The following is an 18,452-nucleotide window of genomic DNA, read 5'->3' on the forward strand; positions in this document are numbered from 1 at the left end:
TTCTCCCGCGCTTGTGATGCCCCCGCAGGGCCAAGGTTTCAAGCCGCGCGCGTGATGGGCGGACGCCAATCTTCAATCATTCATATTTTAGAACGTTTGCGAAGAAAGATTGAATTTTTCCGATTGGCGGGTGGCGGCTAACAGACACGCACTCTCCCCCGCACAGGCAAAGGATCCGCACAATGGACCAGAGCAGCCCGATCGCCGACAGCTTCGAGGCCCCCGTACCGGCCACCGCGCGCGTGCTTGGCGGGCCTGCTCTGTCACTGGTGTCATCGCGGTTCCAGCTCGCCCAACCTGCCGATCCCGCGCCCGATCCTTGGCGCGAAGGCGTGGCGCAGCTGCTCGCATGGCTCGGGGTCGAGACGGAGTTCCTCACGCCTGCCCGTCCCTCTGGGCGCTTGGCCCGGATGGCCGATTGGGCGGCAAATGCGAGCCAGCTGGCAGACCCTGCACCGATCTTCGCGCCATGGATCGGCTGGAGCCCCTCGGCCTTCCAGCACGGCGGCCTGACCGGTTTGCCCCAAGCGCAATATGTCGTCAGCTACCTGATCGATCACGCCCGCGGCGCTCCCCCTGCGCGCGGCGGCACGGATATCGTGCTGATCTCCCCGCACCCTTCTACCTGCCTCGCGGAAGCGGCGGGCGACGTCCCCACGCCGCGCGCCGCCGTGCTGCGGACAATGATCCGCGCCGCGCGCGCCGAAGGGCGTGAGCGGGTCGCGATCATCTGCCATGCGCGCCAACGCAATAGCGTGGCCCGGCACCTGCTGGCGGCCGGCAAGGGGCTGACGCGCGACGGGCTGGAACTCGATATCCTTACCATTGAAGACGCATTGATGCCGCTGATGTCCGGCGCGGTGCTGTGGGATGCCATCATCGCGATGCCCGATCTGCGCAGCACCGTGTTCACCGTCCTCGCCGAGACCAGCGGTGTGCGCCGCGCCTGGCCGATGCTGTGGTTCGGACGCAGTCTGCAACTGGTCACTACCGAAACGCCGGGAGAAGGGATGAGCCGTCTGCCGCTCGATGCCCCGGCGTTGATCCATGCTCTGGCCTTGACCTTGCACGAGGCTGGCATGGGCCGCGCCGCATGGCGGCTGCACGATGCCTGGGCGCGGCTGCGCGATAGTGGGGTGACGAGCACGGGCCGCGGCACGGATGCGCCCTATGTCACAGCGGTGGCGGATGACGCCTTTCTTGCCATGCTTTGCCGCGAGGGCCCCGTCAGCAAACGCCCGCAAATGCCGTGGCGCGCGTTGAAAAATGCAGAAATTGCAAATTCCGGGGGCCATTTACCGTCATTGCGCGTTGTCGTTTCAAACGGCGCAATTTCATAGGATATGAAAGGTTTCCGACATGCCGAGCCGCAAGATTGTTGCAAACGAATTGGCGCATGTCCTGCGGCAGATTTCACACCCTGATCGCATCCGGCTGTTGCTGAAGCTACAAGCGGGCGACCAGACGGTGAACGACTTGGGGGATCTGCTGGAAATTTCGCCGACCCGCGTTTCGCAGCACTTGGGCGTGCTGCGCGCGATCGCGCTGGTGGAGACCGAAACCCGCGGCCAGCAGCGGGTCTACCGTCTGGCCCAGCCCGATCTGGCGCTGTGGCTGATCGATGGCATCGACTATGTTGCCCACCGTCTCAGCCGGGCGAGCGCCGTCGATATCGAACAGGCGAAGATGTTGTGGCGGGCGGAAGCGGCCGAAACCGTGATCTGACGCCCGCCGCCGGCTCCCGGCTGCCGGTCAGGCAGCGGGGCGGATCATCAGGCCGGGGATTTCGGTCTTCTCGTCCGACCGGCGGCCATAGCGCTCCACCAGCTCGCTCCATTCGACCACCAGCGATCCGCCGGTGCTCTGGTGCAGCTTCTCCCACGACGAGAGCATTTCAAGGCAGGCGTGGTCGATATAGTCGAGCTTTTCGACATGGATGTGGACCTCTGACCCGAAGGGTGAGCTTTCGAGCGCCTGGCCCAGTTGCGGGATCGAGAAGAACGTCGCCGACCCTGTCATCCACAGATCGATCCGGTTGGTCTCCGCATCATGTTCGCGCCGGATGTCGAGGTGCGAGAAGGTGTAGACCAGCTTCGCCGTCGCCAGGGCAAAGCCGAGGATCACGCCGGTCAGCAGGTCGATCGTGACAACGCCGATCAGGGTGGCGAAGTAGATCACCAATTCCTGCCGCCCGAATTCGGCAATCTTGCGGATCTGGGCGACGTTTACGAGCTTGTAGCCGGTGTAGACAAGGATCGCGGCCAGCACCGACGTCGGGATTTCGTTGAGCACGAAGGGGAAGGCCACCACGGCCAGCAGCAGCCAGCCGCCATGCAGGATCGCCGAGATACGGGTGGTCGCCCCCGCTTCGACATTGGCCGCCGAGCGCACGATCACGCCGGTCATCGGCAGCGCGCCAAACCCGCCGCAGATCATGTTGCCGATGCCCTGGGCGCGCAATTCCTTGTCGTAATCGGTGCGGGCGCCGATGTGCATCTTGTCGACCGCCGTGGCGCAGAGCAGCGTTTCCGCACTGGCGACAAAGGCGAAGACCAGGCCGAGGGTAAGAATGTCGGGATTGGTGAACCCGGCCAGCGCTTCGGTGGTGGGGATGTTGAGGCCGCTCACCAGTGTGGCGGGGAGGTTCACAAGCGTGATCGGCAGCGCAAACGCCATGGCGAAAGCGGTGCCGACGATCACGCCGAGCAATGGCCCGGGGATCAGCGCCAGCGCCTTGGGCTTGAACTGGTTCCACAAGATGATCGTGGCGATGGTCACGATCCCGGCCATCGCAGCGAGGTGGTGCACCGAGCCGTCGACCGGGAAGACCTTGATGATCGCTTCAGGAATCGCCGCGATGTTGAGCAATCCGTTCGCGCGCGGGGCATCGTCGAGCATCACGTGAAGCTGCGAGGCGAAGATCAGCACCCCGATCCCCGCCAGCATCCCATGAATCACCGACGGCGAAATCGCGCGGAACCACTGGCCCAGCTTGAACACCCCGGCGAGCAATTGCAGCGCGCCCGCAATCAGGCCGACGACCCCAAGCATGATCAGCCCGTGTTCCTGCACCAGCTGATAGACGAGCACCGCCATACCGGCGGCCGGGCCGCTCACCTGCAAGGGCGATCCGGCGAGGCTGCCCACCACCAGGCCGCCGACAATTCCGGTGATCAGGCCGAGCGCAGGCGGCGCCCCGGAGGCAATCGCGATGCCCATGCACAGCGGCAGGGCCACCAGAAACACCACGATCGAGGCGAGAAAATCGCGCCCGACCACGGCAGAGGTTAAGCGGTCAGCGGTAGCAGCGTTCATGGCAGGGGCGTCCGAAGCGAGAGGTGGAGGAAGGGGGCAGGGTGGGCAGCGGTGCCCGATCAGCAGGCGTGCTTGCCGATGACGGTTTCGGCGATGTCGGCGGCATAGCGCTCCTCGACCGAAACCCAGGTCCCGGTCGCATCGTCATAGGCCGAAACTTCGCCGGTCTTGATGTCATAGACCCAGCCGTGCAGCTGGACCGCCTTCTGCGCGAGCGCCACGGCGACCACGGGGTGGGTCTTCAAATGCTGCAATTGCAGGATGACGTTCTGTTCGAGCAGCATCCGCATCTTGCCCTCGGCATCCAGCCCTGCGCCCAGCGCTTCAACGATGTCGACCGCGCCCTGCGAATAGCCCAGCCATTCGCGCACGTGGGGGAGTGTGGTGAGACCGGCGCGGTTCATCGCCCCTTTCATCGCCCCGCATTCGGTATGACCGCAGATCACGATATGCGGGATCTTGAGCGCACCGATGGCGAATTCGATCGAGGCTGTCATCCCGCCGGTCTGGTTGGTGTGCGGCGGCACGATGTTGCCGGCGTTGCGACAGATGAACAGCTCGCCCGGATCGGTCTGGGTCAGCATCGCCGTTTCGATCCGGCTGTCCGAGCAGGTTATGAACAGCGCTTCCGGGCTCTGACCGGTGCTGAGCTTTTCGAACAGCTCTTCCTTTTCCGGGAACACCTCGCGCTGGAACTTGACCACGCCTTGGGCGAAATGGGGCATCGGGGATATCCTTTTCAGTGTGTCGAATTGGGGTCTTGCACGCCCCACAGGGCGAGGGCGGTGTCGATATGGTCGGCCTCTTCCAGGCGCTTGCGAATGTCGACGAAGGGAAGCGCGTCGAGAATCCAGTCGGCCAGATGCGCGTGCGCGAGGCGGTAGAAGTGCGAGCGTCCGTCGCGCCGCTCTTCGACCAGGCGGTGCGCGCGCAGCAAGGCAAGGTGCTGGGAGACGCGCGTGGCCGGTAGCTGAAGAGCTATGGCAAGGCTGGTCACGTCCTTTTCGCCAAGGCGCAGCTCTTCAATCAGGCGAAGACGATCCGCATGGGCGAGCAATTTCAACAGATCCGCAAGCTCACGCGACACGATCAGTCGACTGGGCATGGTCACCTCCAAAGCCTGCAAATTTTCGCAGACTTGCACCTATGCAGTTATGTGACTTTGTATAGTGCGTCAAGCGTGCCTGCACGGGCCACTGTCCAGTCGTGCTGACGCCGGGATGCGCGGCGCGATGCCGGGGCCGCGTGGAAAAATCGCCGCCCCCTCTCAATCCTGCGGATGACAGGGTGCGTATTGTGTGGTGTCAGGGGCGCAGCAGACACCCCAATACACAGGGACAGAGGTAATGAATTTCGAGCTCAGTCACGAACACGCCATGCTGAAGGATCTGGTCGGCAAGTTCGTGCGCGATCAGCTGATGCCGTTCGAACAGGCGGTGATCGCTCGCGAAAACATCGGGCAGGGCACCTATCTGACCGCCGAGGAGACCGCGAAGGTCGACGCGGTCAGCCGCGAGCTGGGCCTGTGGGGCCTCGATGCGCCGGAGGAAGTGGGCGGCATGAACCTGCCGATGGTGGCCATGGTCGGCGTGAGCGAGGAGCTCGGCAAGACAGTGGTGCCCTATTACCTCCCGCCCGATTCGCCCAACCTCAGAATGCTGATGGTCGCCGCAGATGAGCGTCAGCGCGAAGCCTATCTCGAACCCTATGTGCGCGGCGAGACGATCAGCGCCATCGGCATTTCGGAACCCGGCGCCGGGGCCGATCCGCAGCGGATGATCACCACCGCGGTGCAGGATGGGGACGACTGGGTCATCAATGGCCGAAAGATCTGGATCACCAAGGGGGCTGAGGCCCATTTCACCATCCTGATGGCGGTCACCGACAAGAACCCCAATGGCCGCAACGGCATGTCGGCCTTCCTCGTCGACAAGGGCACCCCCGGCTTCAACGTGCTGCGCAAGATCCCGATGATCGACGGCACGTCGACCTATGAAATCGCGCTCGACGATTGCCGGGTGCCGGGGTGGAAGCTGCTCGGCCAGCGCGGGCAGGGTTTTGCGCCGATGCAGGTGCGGCTGGGCACACGGCGGATCGAGATGGCATCCTGGTCAATCGGCATGGCGCAGCGCGCGCTCGACATGATGATCGACTATGCGCCCCAGCGCACCACCTTCGGCAAGCCGCTGTCGTCGCGCCAGACGGTGCAGAACTGGATCGCCGACGCCGCGACCAAGATCCACGCGATGCGGCTGATGACCTATGACTGCGCGTGGAAGATCGACGAGGGCCGCGACACCCGCAGCGAAATCTCGATGATCAAGAGCTTCTGCATCGAGAGCGCTTACGAAATCGTCGATCACGCCATGCAGCTCTATGGCGGGATGGGCATGACCCGCGAATTGCCGCTTTACCTGATGAGCAACAAGCTGCGCACCATGCGCATCTACGACGGCCCGAGCGAGATCCACAACTGGGTGGTCGCGCGCGGATTGCTGGGCACCTATGACTGACACGAAAACGGGCGGGACAGCGTGAACTGTCCCGCCCGTCTCTGTGCCACTCGTCCCGCGCGTCAGAACGATCCGCGCACGCCGAGGTAGAAAAAGCGTCCGCGCACCCCGATCGGCCGCACGAGGCTGCCGAGGTAAGGTTCACGGTCGAAGGCGTTGTTGATCCCGCCATACAGGCTGAACTTCTCGGAGAAGTCGTAGCTGGCGAAGAAGTCGCTCACCAGCGAGTCGCCGGTGTCGCGCTGGGACAGCGGCACGAGGGTGTTGTCATCCTTGACGACCACCTTGCCACCTTCGATCGCGACATCGACCACCTGAATATTGGTGATACCGGGCGAAAGCTGGCTGCTTTCGAACCGCCCGGTCCAGCCGAGCGTGAACGCGTCCATGTTCCAGGTGATGCCGAGGTTGGCGATCCATTCGGGATTGCCGAACTCGCCCAGGTTGTCGTTGTCGATCGCCTGCGAGATCTTGTCCTGCTCGGCCACGAGCGGGTCAGGGTCGGGCGTCCCCGGGGTCGCGCTGAAGATCTGCGTGTCCTCAAGGAAGTGCGTGCCGGTGAGCGACAGGTCGATCGTGCCGTAGTCGGCCCCGAACGGCACATCGAACTTGTAGTTGGCGGCAAAGTCGATCCCTCGCACCGCGAGCGAGCCGAGGTTCACGTTACCGGCGGTGAAGTTGTCGATCACCCCGGTTGTGGGGTTGCGGGTGATCGCGTCGCAGAACTGGTTGTCCGTGCTCGGCAGGTCGACGCAGGCCGCCGCGATCTGCACGCCGGTCAGCGAGCCCACCGCGCCGGTGATCTTGATGTCGTAGTAATCGACGATCAGGCTCAGCCCGCTCAGCATCCCGGTCGGCTGCCACACCAGACCGGTGGTGAAGGTTTCGGCCTCTTCCTCTTGCAGATTGGGATTGCCCCCCGTGGTGCCCGGACGGAACGCCGAGGCGAAGTTGGCGGGGTTGAACCCAGCCGGCACGAATTCGAGGCAGTTGGCCGGACGGAACGAGCTGCCCGAGTTGACGTTTGCCGCGGCGCAGGGATCGGCCAGCAGGCCAATGGTGGCCGAGCGGACCGGGCCGAACAATTCGGCCAGGTTGGGCGCGCGGACCGCGACGGAGTATGTGCCGCGGAAGGCCAGCGTTTCATGGGGCTTGTACCGCCCGCCGACCGTCCATGCGGTGGTCTTGCCGATGGTGTTGTAATCGGAGAAGCGGATCGCGCCGTTGAATTCAAGCAGGTCGACGAAGGTCATGTCGGCCAGCAGCGGCACGCGCACTTCGCCGAAGCCTTCGTAGACTTCGATCGCAGGGTCCTGGAAGCGCGGATCGGGCGAGGGATTGACGGGCGCGCCGCTCGACACGACGCCGCTGGTGATCCCCGGAGAGTTCTGGAGCGGCGAGGGGGTGAACAGCGAGGTGTCCTTGCGATATTCGAAGCCCGCCGCAAAGCCGATGGCACCGCCCGGCAGCTCGAAGAACTCCGCCGTGTCACCGGCCAGCGAGCCGAGGATCTGCTGCTGGGTCAGAATGGTCGAGTTGGTGATGTCGACAAAGGCGAAGTCCGCCCCGGCACCATTGATTGCATCCGGGCCGAAGATGTTGATCGGTGCACAGACCCCGGTGCGCGGGGTGAAGCTGATCGCCCGGCCCGTGCCATCGGGGTTGCGTGGCGGACGCGGGAAGGGCGAGACGCCCGGCGCGGTGCCATCAAGCTCGCTGCGGCAGATGATGTCGCCTGCCTGCGCCGTGCCGGGATTGATCTGAATACTCTGACCACCACGGATGGCTGAGACGGTGCGGTTGTTGGCCCGGAAGCCGGCAAGGTTGCCAGCGTTCAGTGCAATCGCATCAATCGCGTAGAAATAGCGGTCATCCAGACGGGTGTTGCTGAACACCGACTCCACTTCGGTCCGGCCATAATTGTAGGACAGTTCCCACTTCCACCCGAGCTTCTCGAACTCGCCGCGCAGACCCGCCACGAAGCGCAGCGTCGAACGCTCGGTTTCTTCCTGCGGCAGAACGTCGATGTCCTGAATGTCGCGCGAAACCGCGATCACCGGGGTTTGGCCCAGGCCTTGAAGCTGAGTAACCTGAGCGCGCAGTCCGGCCGGGATGAAGGGGTTGTCGAGCCGGATCGGAATGTCATCATTGAACGGCGTGCCGGTGGCATCGACGCCATTGGTGAAGGCGTATTTGCCCTCGAAAAAGGCCTCGATCCCCGGCGTGATTTCGAAATCCGCGCCGGCGGAGAAGACCAGCTGCTCCAGTTCCGGCAGGATCAGCTCATTGACGTTCGCGCCGATCCCATCACCGCCCGACGCGCTGAAGGCGTCGACGAAGGTGCCGGAATTGAAGGCGCGCAAGGCCGTTCCGTCGAACACCTGCGCGACCGGGATGTTGGTGCCGGGAAGGAAGGGCACCGAGCCATTTGGATTGATCAGATTGACTGCGTCAAAAGCGCTCGCGAAGCCATTGTCGATCGCGATGATCCCGAACCGGCTCGACACCGGCAGCGTGACGTTGGGGTAGAAGGCCTGGCTGGGACGCTCGCCCGCAGGCAGGCCGAAATCGGCATCGGTCAGGCCGAGCAGATCGAAGATCGCCTCATTGGCAAAGCCCAGACCGAACAAGCCGGTCCCGGCAAAGTCGCGGTCGGTGGCTTTCAGCGACTTCTGCTTGCTGTAATCGACCGAGAACACCGCGCTGCCGCGCCCGTCCATGAACTCACCGCCGCCGGCGAGGCTGACGCTGTAATTCTCGGCATCGCCCTGATCGGAGATGCCGCCCTGAACGTTGTATTCCAGACCGTCGAAATCACGGCCTGAGCGCAGCGTGAAGTTGACAACGCCGCTGACCGCGTCGGCGCCGTAGACCGACGACGCGCCGCCGGTCAGCACTTCAACGCTCTTGATCCGACCCTGCGGGATCGCGCCGATATCGACCGCAGCCGATCCGCCGGTGCCCGGCACGTGGCGGCGTCCATCTTCAAGCACCAGCGTGCGAACCGATCCGAGCTGGCGCAGGTTGAGCAGGCTGAGACCAAGGTCCGAACTGTCGCCCGCAGCGACTTGGTTGACCGAGTCGGTGCCGGGCAGCGAGCCTTGCAGCGCGGGGATGTTGCGCAGCTGGGTGGCGAGGTCGGCCTGCCCGCTGAGCGCGATGCTTTCAGCGTCGATCACCGTGATCGGGCTGGTGGATTCGGTCGCCGCGCTCACTGAAATGCGCGAGCCGGTGACGACGATCTGTTCGGCGGGAGCGGCGGCTGGGTCTTCCTCTGCCACGCTGTCCTGCGCATGAGCCTGGGACGGAGCAAGCCCGGCGACCAGCAGGGCGGCAGCGATGGCGGGAAGCGACGACGAATGGAGAGAGAGCTTCGTGATACGCATGATATGTCCTCGCGTAGGTGTGACCGGGACAAGGCCTGCGATGCTGCGTGGCATTGCAGTGCCGTGCCGTCGTCGTCAGAAGCGCCGTCCCGGTGCGAGGGTTGATCCCCCGTCGAGCGTGCTCTGTACGGTCCTTCCTGCGCGAGGTCGGTGGCCGGGCGTTGTTGCCCTTTGCCTGCCTGCCCCAATTGCGTTGCGACGCGCGCCAGCGCCCCCGGCGTCGTCCCGTCCGGTATTACGGTTGGGGCTTTCGGTGGTAAGTGGTCATTCTACGTATATCCGGGCGACAGCGGCATTCGTGGCGTAACCTGTCACCCATCAGCAACATAGGTGAGATTCTGGTGCAATTTTGCGGGTTCGCGTGGGGGTGCCTGCTCTGCTAGCACCGCCCACATGAGCGAATGGATGGCAATGGCGCGCGCTTCCCTGATAGCAGCGCGTGAATATTCGGAATCTGTGCGGGAGGCGGTCGCGGCTGTGGTTGCGCCCGGCGGCGTGGTCGATCCGGCGTCGCTGGCGCGTGAGCAGCACCGGGTCCACGGGTTTGCCTGGATCGCGGCGAGCATCGCGGCGCTGGAAGCCACCCTCGACTGGGCGGTGCGGGCCGAGGCTGCGGGGCGGTTCGGTGCGGCCGAGGAACTGGTGGTGCGGATCGGCTTTGGCGAATACCTCGCTCAAATCGCATTCGGCTTGCCGATGAGCGCGCATGAAGTGGTGCGCCCGTCAGCCTTCGGCACCGAGGCGGAAGCCCGCGCCTTCGCCGCGCATCCGGCCACCGCGCGCCTGTTGGCTGAGGGCAATTGCGCCCAAACCCGCGCTGCCTTGGCCACGCTGCTGGCTGACGGGGTGCGGCCTGATGAAGCCTTGGGCGACGACGCGCTCGATCAGGTCCGGGACCAGCTGCGCGCCTTCACCGCCGACGCGATCACGCCCCACGCACACCAATGGCATCTGGCTGACGCCTTGATCCCCGATGCGGTGATTGCCGAGATGGCCGCGCTCGGCGTGTTCGGGGTCTGCATCCCCGAAGCGCATGGCGGGCTGGGGCTGGGCAAGCTGGCGATGGCGGTGGTCTCGGAAGAATTGTCGCGCGGGTGGATCTGCGCCGGGAGCCTCGGCACGCGTTCGGAAATCGCAGGCGAGCTGATCGCAGAGAACGGGACGCCCGCGCAGAAGGCTCAATATCTTCCCCGTATTGCCGATGGCTCCTGCCTGCCGACCGCCGTGTTCACCGAACCCGATACCGGGAGCGACCTCGCTGCGGTGCGCACGCGCGGCGAGCGCCAGAGCGATGGCAGCTGGCGAGTGACGGGCGCGAAGACCTGGATCACCCACGCCGCGCGCGCCGATCTGATGACCATGCTGGTGCGCACCGATCCCGCCGTGCCGGGCTATGCCGGACTGTCGATGCTGCTCGCCGAGAAGAAGCGCGGCACTGACAGCACGCCTTTCCCCGATGCGGGGATTGAGGGGAGCGAGATCGCCGTGCTCGGCTACCGGGGCATGAAGGAATATGCGCTCGGGCTGGATGGCTTTGTGGTGGCGGCAGACGGCTTGCTCGGCGGGGTCGAGGGGCAGGGCTTCAAGCAGCTGATGCGCACCTTCGAAGGCGCCCGCATCCAGACCGCCGCCCGCGCGATTGGCGTCGCGTGGAACGCGTTCGATCTGGCGCTGGATTACGCCCAGGGGCGCAAGCAATTCGGACAGGCGCTCACCGCCTTCCCCCGCGTGGCCGACAAACTGGCGCTGATGGTGGCGGAAATCGTCATGGCGCGCGAGCTGACCTATGCCGCCGCCCGCGCCAAGGATTCGGGCGCGCGCTGCGATATCGAAGCCGGGATGGCCAAGCTGCTCGGCGCGCGGACGGCGTGGAGCGCGGCGGATAATGCGGTGCAGATCCATGGCGGCAATGGCTATGCGCTCGAATACCCGATCAGCCGGGTGCTGTGTGATGCGCGGATTCTCAATATCTTCGAAGGCGCAGCCGAGATTCAGGCGCAAGTGATCGGGCGCGGCTTGCTGGCGGGACAAAGGCAGGCGGCTGCGGCGTGAGGCGCGTGATGCCGGGCAGCGACTTCGCGGCTTGGTGAGGGGGTCTGTGAGTTCGGCTGTGGGGAAAGGCCGTGTCACGGCGAGGCAGTTCGGCCGGGCTTCGCTGGCCATCCCTCGCAATGCGACCGGGGACGCGCCGTCAGCGGGCGGTAACGCAGTGGTTGTCCGGTCTTAGGCAGGTCTTGTCGCCGTCTTGCCCCGTTTGTTCGGCACTGCCACTGTCGCCAGGGATGACCAGCGATTCTCTGCAAGCGGCACCCAACAGCGCCCGCATCGGCCCCTTCTTTGTCACGCAAGGTATTCATAATATTAGGGATTATGGCGGCTATGCCATTCCCGGCGGAGGACGGGTGCGCAGCGGCGTGCTGTTCCGCTCGGGCCAGCACATGGAAGCGAGCGACGATGACCTGGCGCTGCTCCACACGCTCGACATCCGCACCGTGATCGACCTGCGCGGGGTGAGTGAGCGGGACAGCTTTCCGTGCAGACGCCATCCGAACTTTGCCGCGCAAGTGATTGCACATGATGGAGAAACCAGCAATTCCCCTCCCCATGAAGGTGGAGGCGGGCCGGTGGTGATGACCCCGCAAAAGGCGCGCGAACGGATGCTGGCGGTCTATACGCGGATGCCGGTCAATCCGGCGATGATCTCCATGTTCACGCGCTATTTCAATGCCTTGGATGAAAATGACGGTGGCAGCCTCGTCCATTGTTTCGCCGGGAAAGACCGCACCGGCATCGCCGCGAGCCTGCTGCTCCATGTGCTGGGCGTGCATCACGATGATATCGTGAGCGAATTTCTGCTGACCAATGATGCGCCCACCCGCGAGATTCTGGAGCGCCAGTCGCTTCCCCGGATGGCAGCGCAGTACGGCGCAATCGAGCCCGAGGCGCTGCACAATCTGATGGGAGTTTTGCCCGAATATATCGATACTTACATCGCAGAGGTGACACGGGATTACGGATCGCTGGATGCCTATCTGGCGACAAGATTAGGTGTGGACGAGGCAAGAAAACAGCGCCTGCGTGCCAAGCTGGTGGCGTGACAATCGCATCTGAAATCCCCATATCGCTCCCCTGACATCCAGCAGAGGCACCCGTCATGGCGACCCACACCACCAAGATGCTCATCATCGGCTCCGGCCCGGCAGGCTATTCCGCCGCGATCTACGCCGCCCGCGCGATGCTCGAGCCGATCGTCGTGCAGGGCCTCCAGCCCGGTGGGCAGCTGACCATCACCACCGATGTCGAGAATTACCCCGGTTTCCGCGATGTGGTGCAGGGCCCGTGGCTGATGGAGGAAATGCGCGCGCAGGCTGAACACGTCGGCACGCGGATGATCTGGGACACCATCGTCTCGGTCGATCTCGAGCATGGCTCGCCCTTCCGCGCGGTGGGTGACAGCGGGGACGAATACATCGCTGATTGCGTGGTGATCTGCACCGGCGCGCAGGCCAAGTGGCTGGGTGTTCCGGGCGAGATGGAACTGGGCGGCAAGGGCGTCAGCGCCTGCGCGACCTGTGACGGGTTCTTCTACCGCGGCAAGCGCGTCGCGGTGATCGGCGGCGGAAATACTGCCGTGGAAGAGGCGCTGTACCTCACCAATCACTCCGACAACGTGACCCTGATCCACCGCCGCGATAGTCTGCGGGCCGAGAAGATCCTGCAGGAGCGGCTGTTCGCCAATCCCAAGATCACCGTGCTGTGGAACAAGGCGGTCGACAGCTTTGAAGCGGGGGAGAACGGAATGCTCCACCACCTTGCGCTGACCGACACGGTCACAGGCGAAGCCTCGACGCTCGAGGTCGACGGTGCCTTCGTCGCCATCGGCCACGCGCCGGCGACCTCGCTGTTTGTGGGCAAGCTGCCGATGGACGAGAGCGGCTATCTGCTGACCGAACCCGGCACGCCCAAGACCGTGATCCCCGGCGTCTTTGCAGCGGGCGACGTGACCGACCATATCTATCGCCAGGCAGTCACCGCCGCAGGCATGGGCTGCATGGCCGCGCTGGATGGCGAGCGCTTTCTCGCCGCCCGCGCCCATGCGGTGCAAGAGGCGGTGGCGGCGGAGTAGGGTTTTCCCACCCTAGCCCCTCCCGCAAGCGGGAGGGGCTAGGGGTAGGCAACAAGATCAGAACACCGCGATCGCTGCGTGCAGGATCAGCGCCATCAGCGCCAGTGACGACAGCGCGAACAGCGCGAACCGCACGGCGACCCGGTTGACGGTCGCCTGCACTAGCGAGTGTGCGATCCGCAGCACGACATAGGCCCAGGCCAGCGTGGTGTTGAGACCGTCCCCCTGTCCGATGATCGCGAGCACGATCGCTACCGCATAAAACAGCGTGGGCGCTTCGTGCAAATGATTGTAATTGTCGGCTTTCCAGCTGACATTATCCGGAAGCTGCGCCCGCAGGCTGGCGCCCGTCGAGCCGACCATCCCCTTGGCGTCGATCCCCGCTTTCAGCATCGCCGGGATGCGGGTGGCATACATCCACACCCACATCACCATCGTCCACGCAAGCAGCACGACGACAGGCGCGAGAATATCCATACCGATCATTGTGTCTCTCCTTAAACGGGCAGGGCGGAAGGATCGGCGAACAGCGTTGCCATTGCTGCCCGGACCGCCAGCGTCAGCAGCGCGAGGCTTGAGACGAGGAACAGCAGGAAGCGCACCGGCACCTTGTTCACTGTCGCCTGCCAGATCGAATGAACGATCCGCAGCACAACATAGACCCACGCCAGCGTCACATCGATAGCGCCCGCGCCCATGATCGCCAGGATCACCACCGTCGGATAGAATACGGTCGGCTGCTCCATCAGGTGCGAATAATTATGCGCGGGCCAGTTGATCCGCGGCTCGACCGCGCCTTCGAGATCCTGCCCGCGTCCGCCGGGCCGCGCGCCCAGATCGATCCCGGCCTTCTTCAGGGCGGGCAGGCGCACGCCCGCCATCCAGAACAGCATGATGAGCGACCACACCACCAGCACGGCGGCGGGCGCGAGTATTTGCGCTTGCATGACTTCGATCCCCTGCGAGAACCTCTCTCTGTCGCGCAACCTGCGAGAGCGGTGTTTGATTGTCAAATGCAACCGATCACCCCGAGGCATTGGACAGACCGCGCGCCGCTGCGCTAGCTTTGCGGCCATGCACATGGTTCACGATCCCGCCTCTCCGACTGAAGCGCCCATCGCCTTCGACGACTTCCTCAAGGTCGATATCCGCGTCGGCCGGATCACCAAGGTTGACCCCTTTCCCGAGGCACGCAAACCGGCCTTCAAGCTGACGATCGACTTTGGCCCCGGCGTGGGGGTCAAGCGATCCTCGGCGCAAGTGTGCGGGCTCTATACACCGGAGATGCTGGAGGGGCGGATGGTCGCCGCGGTGGTCAATTTCCCGCCGCGCCAGATCGGCAAGTTCATGTCCGAGGTGCTGACTTTGGGCTTTCCCGACACGGCGGGCAATGTGGTGCTGTTTGCGCCGGACACCGAAGTGCCGCTCGGCGCGCGGTTGTTCTAGACAGGGCGCGCCGAGGCCTCCCGCACCGCGGCGGACAGCGCGCGGTACGATCCCGAGGCCATCGCTGCCAGCGTCAGCGCCATGCCTGCCATCCCTGTCAGGGTGAAGACCAGCGCCATCCCGCGTTCCGGCCCGGTGCCGTACCAATGTCCCACTGCGGCAGCGCCCGCGCCGTCGGTCATGAAGGGGATCGCGAGGTATTGCGTCACCGGCCCGATCAGCACCGCCATCAGCGGCGCGGCGGAATTCTCCACCGCCTGCGCAAAGCCGAACACCCGGCCCTGCCGCTCGAACGGGACGACCTGTTGCAGCGCGGTCTGCTCGGCAGCCTCGGCAAAAGGACTGAGCGCGAGCCACAGCACGCAGCCGATCCCGAGCAACAGGATCGAGGATTGGACCGAGAACAGCGCTGCCACCAGCCACACGACCAGATTGACCAGCATCAGCGTGCGCAGCGGATTGGGGCCAAGTCCGGCCTTGGCGATGATCAACCCGCTGACGATGAAGGCGGAGGACGCCCCAGCCCAGAGCAGCCCCCACGCCTCGACGCTCATCAGCGACAGGCCATAGGCGTCCATCAGTGCCATGAACACGCCGCCCAGGAGGTTGTTGAAGCAGGCGAACAGGATCAGCGCACCCAGCCCCGGCACCGCGCGGATCACGGCGAGCGTGCCCGACAGATCGACCCGGCGCGGCGCGTCATCCTCGGCCGTCTCGGCGCGGGGCTCCGCCAGTCGGACCGTCAGCATGTGACCGAAGGCGATCACGGTCGCCGCCAACGCCAGCGCCAGCGTACCGCGCATCCCGTCCCACGCCACCAGAAAGCCGCTGATCGCCGAGGTGATCAGGAAGCCGAGGCCCGATACCATGCCGACCAGCCCATTGGCCTTGTCGCGGCCATCCGGCGGGATCAGCGCCGTGACCAGCGTCGGCAGCGCGATCATCCTGAGGTTGCCCGCAATCACCCCGAGCATCGCGATGCCGGTGAAGATCCACAAGGGCGCACGATCCACTTGCGACAGTGCGGCGGGTGGGGCGATCAGCACCACGCCGAGGGCAAGGGCATAGAGCGCGAAAGACGCGACGCTCGATGCCAGCATCACCGTCCGCTTGGCGTGGTGATCGACCAGACTGCCGAACCACGGCGCCAGCACCGCACCCAGCACCAGATAGATGCCGCCGATCATCCCGGTGACAAACACCGAACGGGTCTCGAGAAACGCCCAGAACACCAGCGCGAACCACACCGTGAAATTGACGAGGTTCTGCACGAGGTTGTTGGCGAGAATCAGATGAAAGGCGCGAGAATGCGACATGCTGGGGGGATGTGGCACGGGGAAGCGCAATGGGCGAGGGGTGTCGGACTGATGCGCCCCAAGGCTTGATCAGCGACAAACGCGCGGCGGGGCGGTCCTGACCGCACGATTCGCTCTGATTTCCGAGGGTTGGGGTGGGGCAGGCGGCCTATCGCGACAACCTGTTGCTGTTCTGGCTGGGGCGGAAGGATTCGAACCTTCGCATGGCGGTACCAAAAACCGCTGCCTTACCGCTTGGCTACGCCCCAGCAAGAGCCGCGCTCTATAGCGGCTGAAATGCATATGGGAAGGGGGCGGAGGCGCAGAATTTTGCGCCTCCGCCCCCCGCCTGCGTCTTATTGCGGGGCGCTGGTTACCAGTCGCTTGCCGGCAAAGTCGGCGGGCGAGTGGCGTTCGCGCAGCTGCGTGTCCTCATCGCCCCACACCTTGTTGACGATCCGCCCGCGCTGCACGCCGGGACGGGCACCGATCTCGGCGACCCAGCGCGCGACGTTTGTGTATTCGTCGATGCTGAGGAAGGTCTTGGCGTCATTGTAGATCTGCCCGGCCACAAAGGGCGCGAGCCAAGGGAAATTGGCGATGTCTGCGAGCGTATATTCGTCGCCCGCGAGGAAGCGGCTTTCCGCCAGCCGCTTGTCGGCGACGTCGAAGATCCGCTTGGTTTCCATCGCATAGCGGTTGATCGGATATTCGTATTTCTCGGGGGCATAGGCGTAGAAATGGCCGAATCCGCCGCCCATGAACGGGCCGCTGGCGACCTGCCAGAACACCCAGCTCAGCACTTCGGCGCGGGCCGCAGGATCGGTGGGGAGGAACATCCCGAAGGTCTCGGCGAGGTGAACAAGGATCGCGCCGCTTTCGAAGATGCGGAACGGCGCGGCAGGATTGCGCTGGTCGAGCAGGGCGGGGATCTTGGAATTAGGGTTCACGCCGACGAAGCCGCTGGTGAACTGTTCGCCTTCGCCGATGTTGATCGTCCAGGCATCATACTCGGCGCCGGTGTGTCCGGCTTCGATCAGTTCCTCGAACATGATCGTCGCCTTCACCCCGTTGGGCGTGGCGAGCGAATAGAGCTGAAAGGGATTGGCGCCGACCGGCAGCGCCTTTTCCTCGCGGGCACCGGCGGTGGGGCGATTGATGTTGGCAAAGCGCCCGCCCGAGACAGTGTCGGCGCTCCAGACGGCAGGCGGGGTATAGGTGGCATCGGCCATGGGGCTCACTCCTTTGGGCGCGGCAACAGCGCGCGCTATCGTGAAAGCCTAGCTGGCGTGGGGAAAGGCGCTGTGCAAGGTGGAACATTGCCAGCGGCGGCCGCATTTCCTTCCCTATGGAAAAGCTGGTCTATGTTGACGATGATCTGCCCGGCATCACCCGGCGGCGGGTGGGCAAGGGCTGGGCCTACTACGATCCGGCGGGCGCCCTGATCCGCGATCCTGCCGAGCGTGCCCGGCTCAACGCTGTGGCGCTGCCGCCCGCTTACCGCGATGCGTGGTTCTGCCCGGCGGCCAATGGCCATATCCTTGCCACCGGATATGACGATGCGGGGCGCAAGCAGTACCGGTATCACCCCGAGTTCCGCAGCGCCCGCGAAAGTGCGAAATACGATGCCTGCGCCGCCTTCGGCAAGCTTCTGCCATTGGTGCGCAAGCGCGTGGATAGCGACCTGTCACAGCCGCGCGTCACCCGCGAACGGGCCTTGGCGGCGGTGGTGCGGTTGCTCGATCTGTCGGCCATCCGCATCGGGAACGAACACTACGCCCGCACCAATGACAGCTATGGCGCGACCACGCTGCGCGCCGATCACGCTGAGGTTGGCGCGCGGCGGATCGTGCTCGAATTCGTCGGCAAGGGCGGGAAGGAGCATGAACTTGCCCTGACGGACGCGCAGCTGGCGCGGGCGGTGCAACGGATGCAGGATCTGGGCGAGGCGGACGATGATCATCTGTTCCGCTACCCGGATGATGATGACCAAGTGCGCCCGGTCACATCGGCTGACGTCAACGCCTATCTGCGCGAAACGATGGGCAAGGATTTCAGCGCCAAGCATTTCCGCACCTTCCACGCCAGCAGCCTCGCCTTCGAACGGCTGGCGACGGGCAAAGGGCAGGTGCGGATGGCTGAAATGCTCGAACACGTCGCCGACCGGCTCGGCAACACGCCGGCGATCGCGCGCAGTTCCTATGTCCATCCGGCGGTGATTGCCCGGATCGAGGGGCAGGAAGATTGGCGCAAGGGGTTGCAGCTGCCGCGCAAGACCAGATGGCTCACCCGAACGGAACGCGGGCTGATTGCCTTTCTGGAGGAGTGCGGGACAGCCAGCGATTTTCTGTCAGGCGACCAGGGTTGAGGG

General features: G+C 64.7%; 16 protein-coding genes and 1 tRNA gene. 8 read left to right on the forward strand and 9 right to left on the reverse strand.

Features of this window, described 5'->3' with window-relative positions; genetic code table 11:
- The first annotated feature begins 182 nt into the window (after positions 1-182).
- Both ACLBKT_RS03755 and ACLBKT_RS03760 read left to right on the forward strand, forming a co-directional pair.
- A complete protein-coding gene (locus tag ACLBKT_RS03755) occupies positions 183-1,340 on the forward strand; it encodes a hypothetical protein (protein ID WP_410181633.1) in 1,158 nt (385 codons plus the stop codon).
- Between the two features lie 19 nt (positions 1,341-1,359).
- The gene (locus tag ACLBKT_RS03760; protein ID WP_410181634.1) at positions 1,360-1,725 is read left to right on the forward strand and encodes an ArsR/SmtB family transcription factor; all 366 of its coding nucleotides are present in this window, start codon (positions 1,360-1,362) and stop codon (positions 1,723-1,725) included.
- Positions 1,726-1,752: 27 nt separating this feature from the next.
- Here the strand turns inward: ACLBKT_RS03760 and ACLBKT_RS03765 are convergent, their stop codons facing one another.
- The 3 genes from ACLBKT_RS03765 to ACLBKT_RS03775 are packed head-to-tail and all read right to left on the reverse strand — an operon-like array spanning position 1,753 to position 4,459.
- Complete coding sequence (locus tag ACLBKT_RS03765) at positions 1,753-3,315, reverse strand: SulP family inorganic anion transporter (protein ID WP_410181635.1); 1,563 nt, start codon at positions 3,313-3,315, stop codon at positions 1,753-1,755.
- Between the two features lie 59 nt (positions 3,316-3,374).
- On the reverse strand, positions 3,375-4,040 hold the full coding sequence (locus ACLBKT_RS03770) for a carbonic anhydrase (protein WP_410181636.1): 666 nt from the start codon (positions 4,038-4,040) through the stop codon (positions 3,375-3,377).
- A gap of 14 nt (positions 4,041-4,054) precedes the next feature.
- The gene (locus ACLBKT_RS03775) at positions 4,055-4,459 is read right to left on the reverse strand and encodes an ArsR/SmtB family transcription factor (protein WP_410181637.1); all 405 of its coding nucleotides are present in this window, start codon (positions 4,457-4,459) and stop codon (positions 4,055-4,057) included.
- 202 nt (positions 4,460-4,661) lie between these two features.
- On the opposite strand from ACLBKT_RS03775, the gene ACLBKT_RS03780 reads away from it, so the two are divergent.
- Positions 4,662-5,828: an acyl-CoA dehydrogenase family protein gene (locus ACLBKT_RS03780; protein ID WP_410181638.1), complete on the forward strand. Its 1,167-nt coding sequence runs from the start codon at positions 4,662-4,664 to the stop codon at positions 5,826-5,828.
- A gap of 62 nt (positions 5,829-5,890) precedes the next feature.
- On the opposite strand, the gene ACLBKT_RS03785 is transcribed toward ACLBKT_RS03780, so the two are convergent.
- Positions 5,891-9,214: a TonB-dependent receptor domain-containing protein gene (locus ACLBKT_RS03785; RefSeq protein ID WP_410181639.1), complete on the reverse strand. Its 3,324-nt coding sequence runs from the start codon at positions 9,212-9,214 to the stop codon at positions 5,891-5,893.
- Between the two features lie 405 nt (positions 9,215-9,619).
- Between ACLBKT_RS03785 and ACLBKT_RS03790 the strand changes: the two genes are divergently transcribed.
- The 3 genes from ACLBKT_RS03790 (at position 9,620) to trxB (ending at position 13,340) form a co-directional block, all read left to right on the forward strand.
- The gene (locus ACLBKT_RS03790; protein ID WP_410183643.1) at positions 9,620-11,266 is read left to right on the forward strand and encodes an acyl-CoA dehydrogenase family protein; all 1,647 of its coding nucleotides are present in this window, start codon (positions 9,620-9,622) and stop codon (positions 11,264-11,266) included.
- Between the two features lie 230 nt (positions 11,267-11,496).
- Positions 11,497-12,312: a tyrosine-protein phosphatase gene (locus ACLBKT_RS03795; protein ID WP_410181640.1), complete on the forward strand. Its 816-nt coding sequence runs from the start codon at positions 11,497-11,499 to the stop codon at positions 12,310-12,312.
- Between the two features lie 56 nt (positions 12,313-12,368).
- Positions 12,369-13,340 carry a thioredoxin-disulfide reductase gene (gene trxB, locus ACLBKT_RS03800; RefSeq protein WP_410181641.1) on the forward strand — a complete coding sequence of 324 codons (972 nt, stop codon included), beginning with the start codon at positions 12,369-12,371 and terminating at the stop codon, positions 13,338-13,340.
- A gap of 57 nt (positions 13,341-13,397) precedes the next feature.
- On the opposite strand, the gene ACLBKT_RS03805 is transcribed toward trxB, so the two are convergent.
- Together ACLBKT_RS03805 and ACLBKT_RS03810 are read right to left on the reverse strand one after the other, a co-directional pair.
- Complete coding sequence (locus ACLBKT_RS03805; RefSeq protein ID WP_410181642.1) at positions 13,398-13,826, reverse strand: MAPEG family protein; 429 nt, start codon at positions 13,824-13,826, stop codon at positions 13,398-13,400.
- A gap of 11 nt (positions 13,827-13,837) precedes the next feature.
- The gene (locus ACLBKT_RS03810; protein WP_410181643.1) at positions 13,838-14,287 is read right to left on the reverse strand and encodes an MAPEG family protein; all 450 of its coding nucleotides are present in this window, start codon (positions 14,285-14,287) and stop codon (positions 13,838-13,840) included.
- A gap of 127 nt (positions 14,288-14,414) precedes the next feature.
- Between ACLBKT_RS03810 and ACLBKT_RS03815 the strand changes: the two genes are divergently transcribed.
- Positions 14,415-14,786, forward strand: a complete 372-nt coding sequence (locus tag ACLBKT_RS03815) for a tRNA-binding protein (protein ID WP_410181644.1) — start codon at positions 14,415-14,417, stop codon at positions 14,784-14,786.
- Here the strand turns inward: ACLBKT_RS03815 and ACLBKT_RS03820 are convergent.
- From ACLBKT_RS03820 to yghU, 3 genes are all read right to left on the reverse strand, one after another.
- Positions 14,783-16,102: an MFS transporter gene (locus tag ACLBKT_RS03820; protein WP_410181645.1), complete on the reverse strand. Its 1,320-nt coding sequence runs from the start codon at positions 16,100-16,102 to the stop codon at positions 14,783-14,785. The genes ACLBKT_RS03815 and ACLBKT_RS03820 overlap by 4 nt on opposite strands.
- Positions 16,103-16,275: 173 nt before the next feature.
- A tRNA-Gln gene (locus tag ACLBKT_RS03825) sits at positions 16,276-16,350 on the reverse strand.
- 87 nt (positions 16,351-16,437) lie between these two features.
- Positions 16,438-17,313, reverse strand: a complete 876-nt coding sequence (yghU, locus tag ACLBKT_RS03830; protein ID WP_410181646.1) for a glutathione-dependent disulfide-bond oxidoreductase — start codon at positions 17,311-17,313, stop codon at positions 16,438-16,440.
- 116 nt (positions 17,314-17,429) lie between these two features.
- Here yghU and ACLBKT_RS03835 point away from each other — a divergent pair, with 116 nt between their 5' ends.
- Positions 17,430-18,449: a DNA topoisomerase IB gene (locus ACLBKT_RS03835; protein WP_410181647.1), complete on the forward strand. Its 1,020-nt coding sequence runs from the start codon at positions 17,430-17,432 to the stop codon at positions 18,447-18,449.
- Positions 18,450-18,452: the final 3 nt, after the last annotated feature.

Source organism: Erythrobacter sp. W302b (genome assembly GCF_046452395.1).
Taxonomy (GTDB): Bacteria; Pseudomonadota; Alphaproteobacteria; order Sphingomonadales; family Sphingomonadaceae; genus Erythrobacter.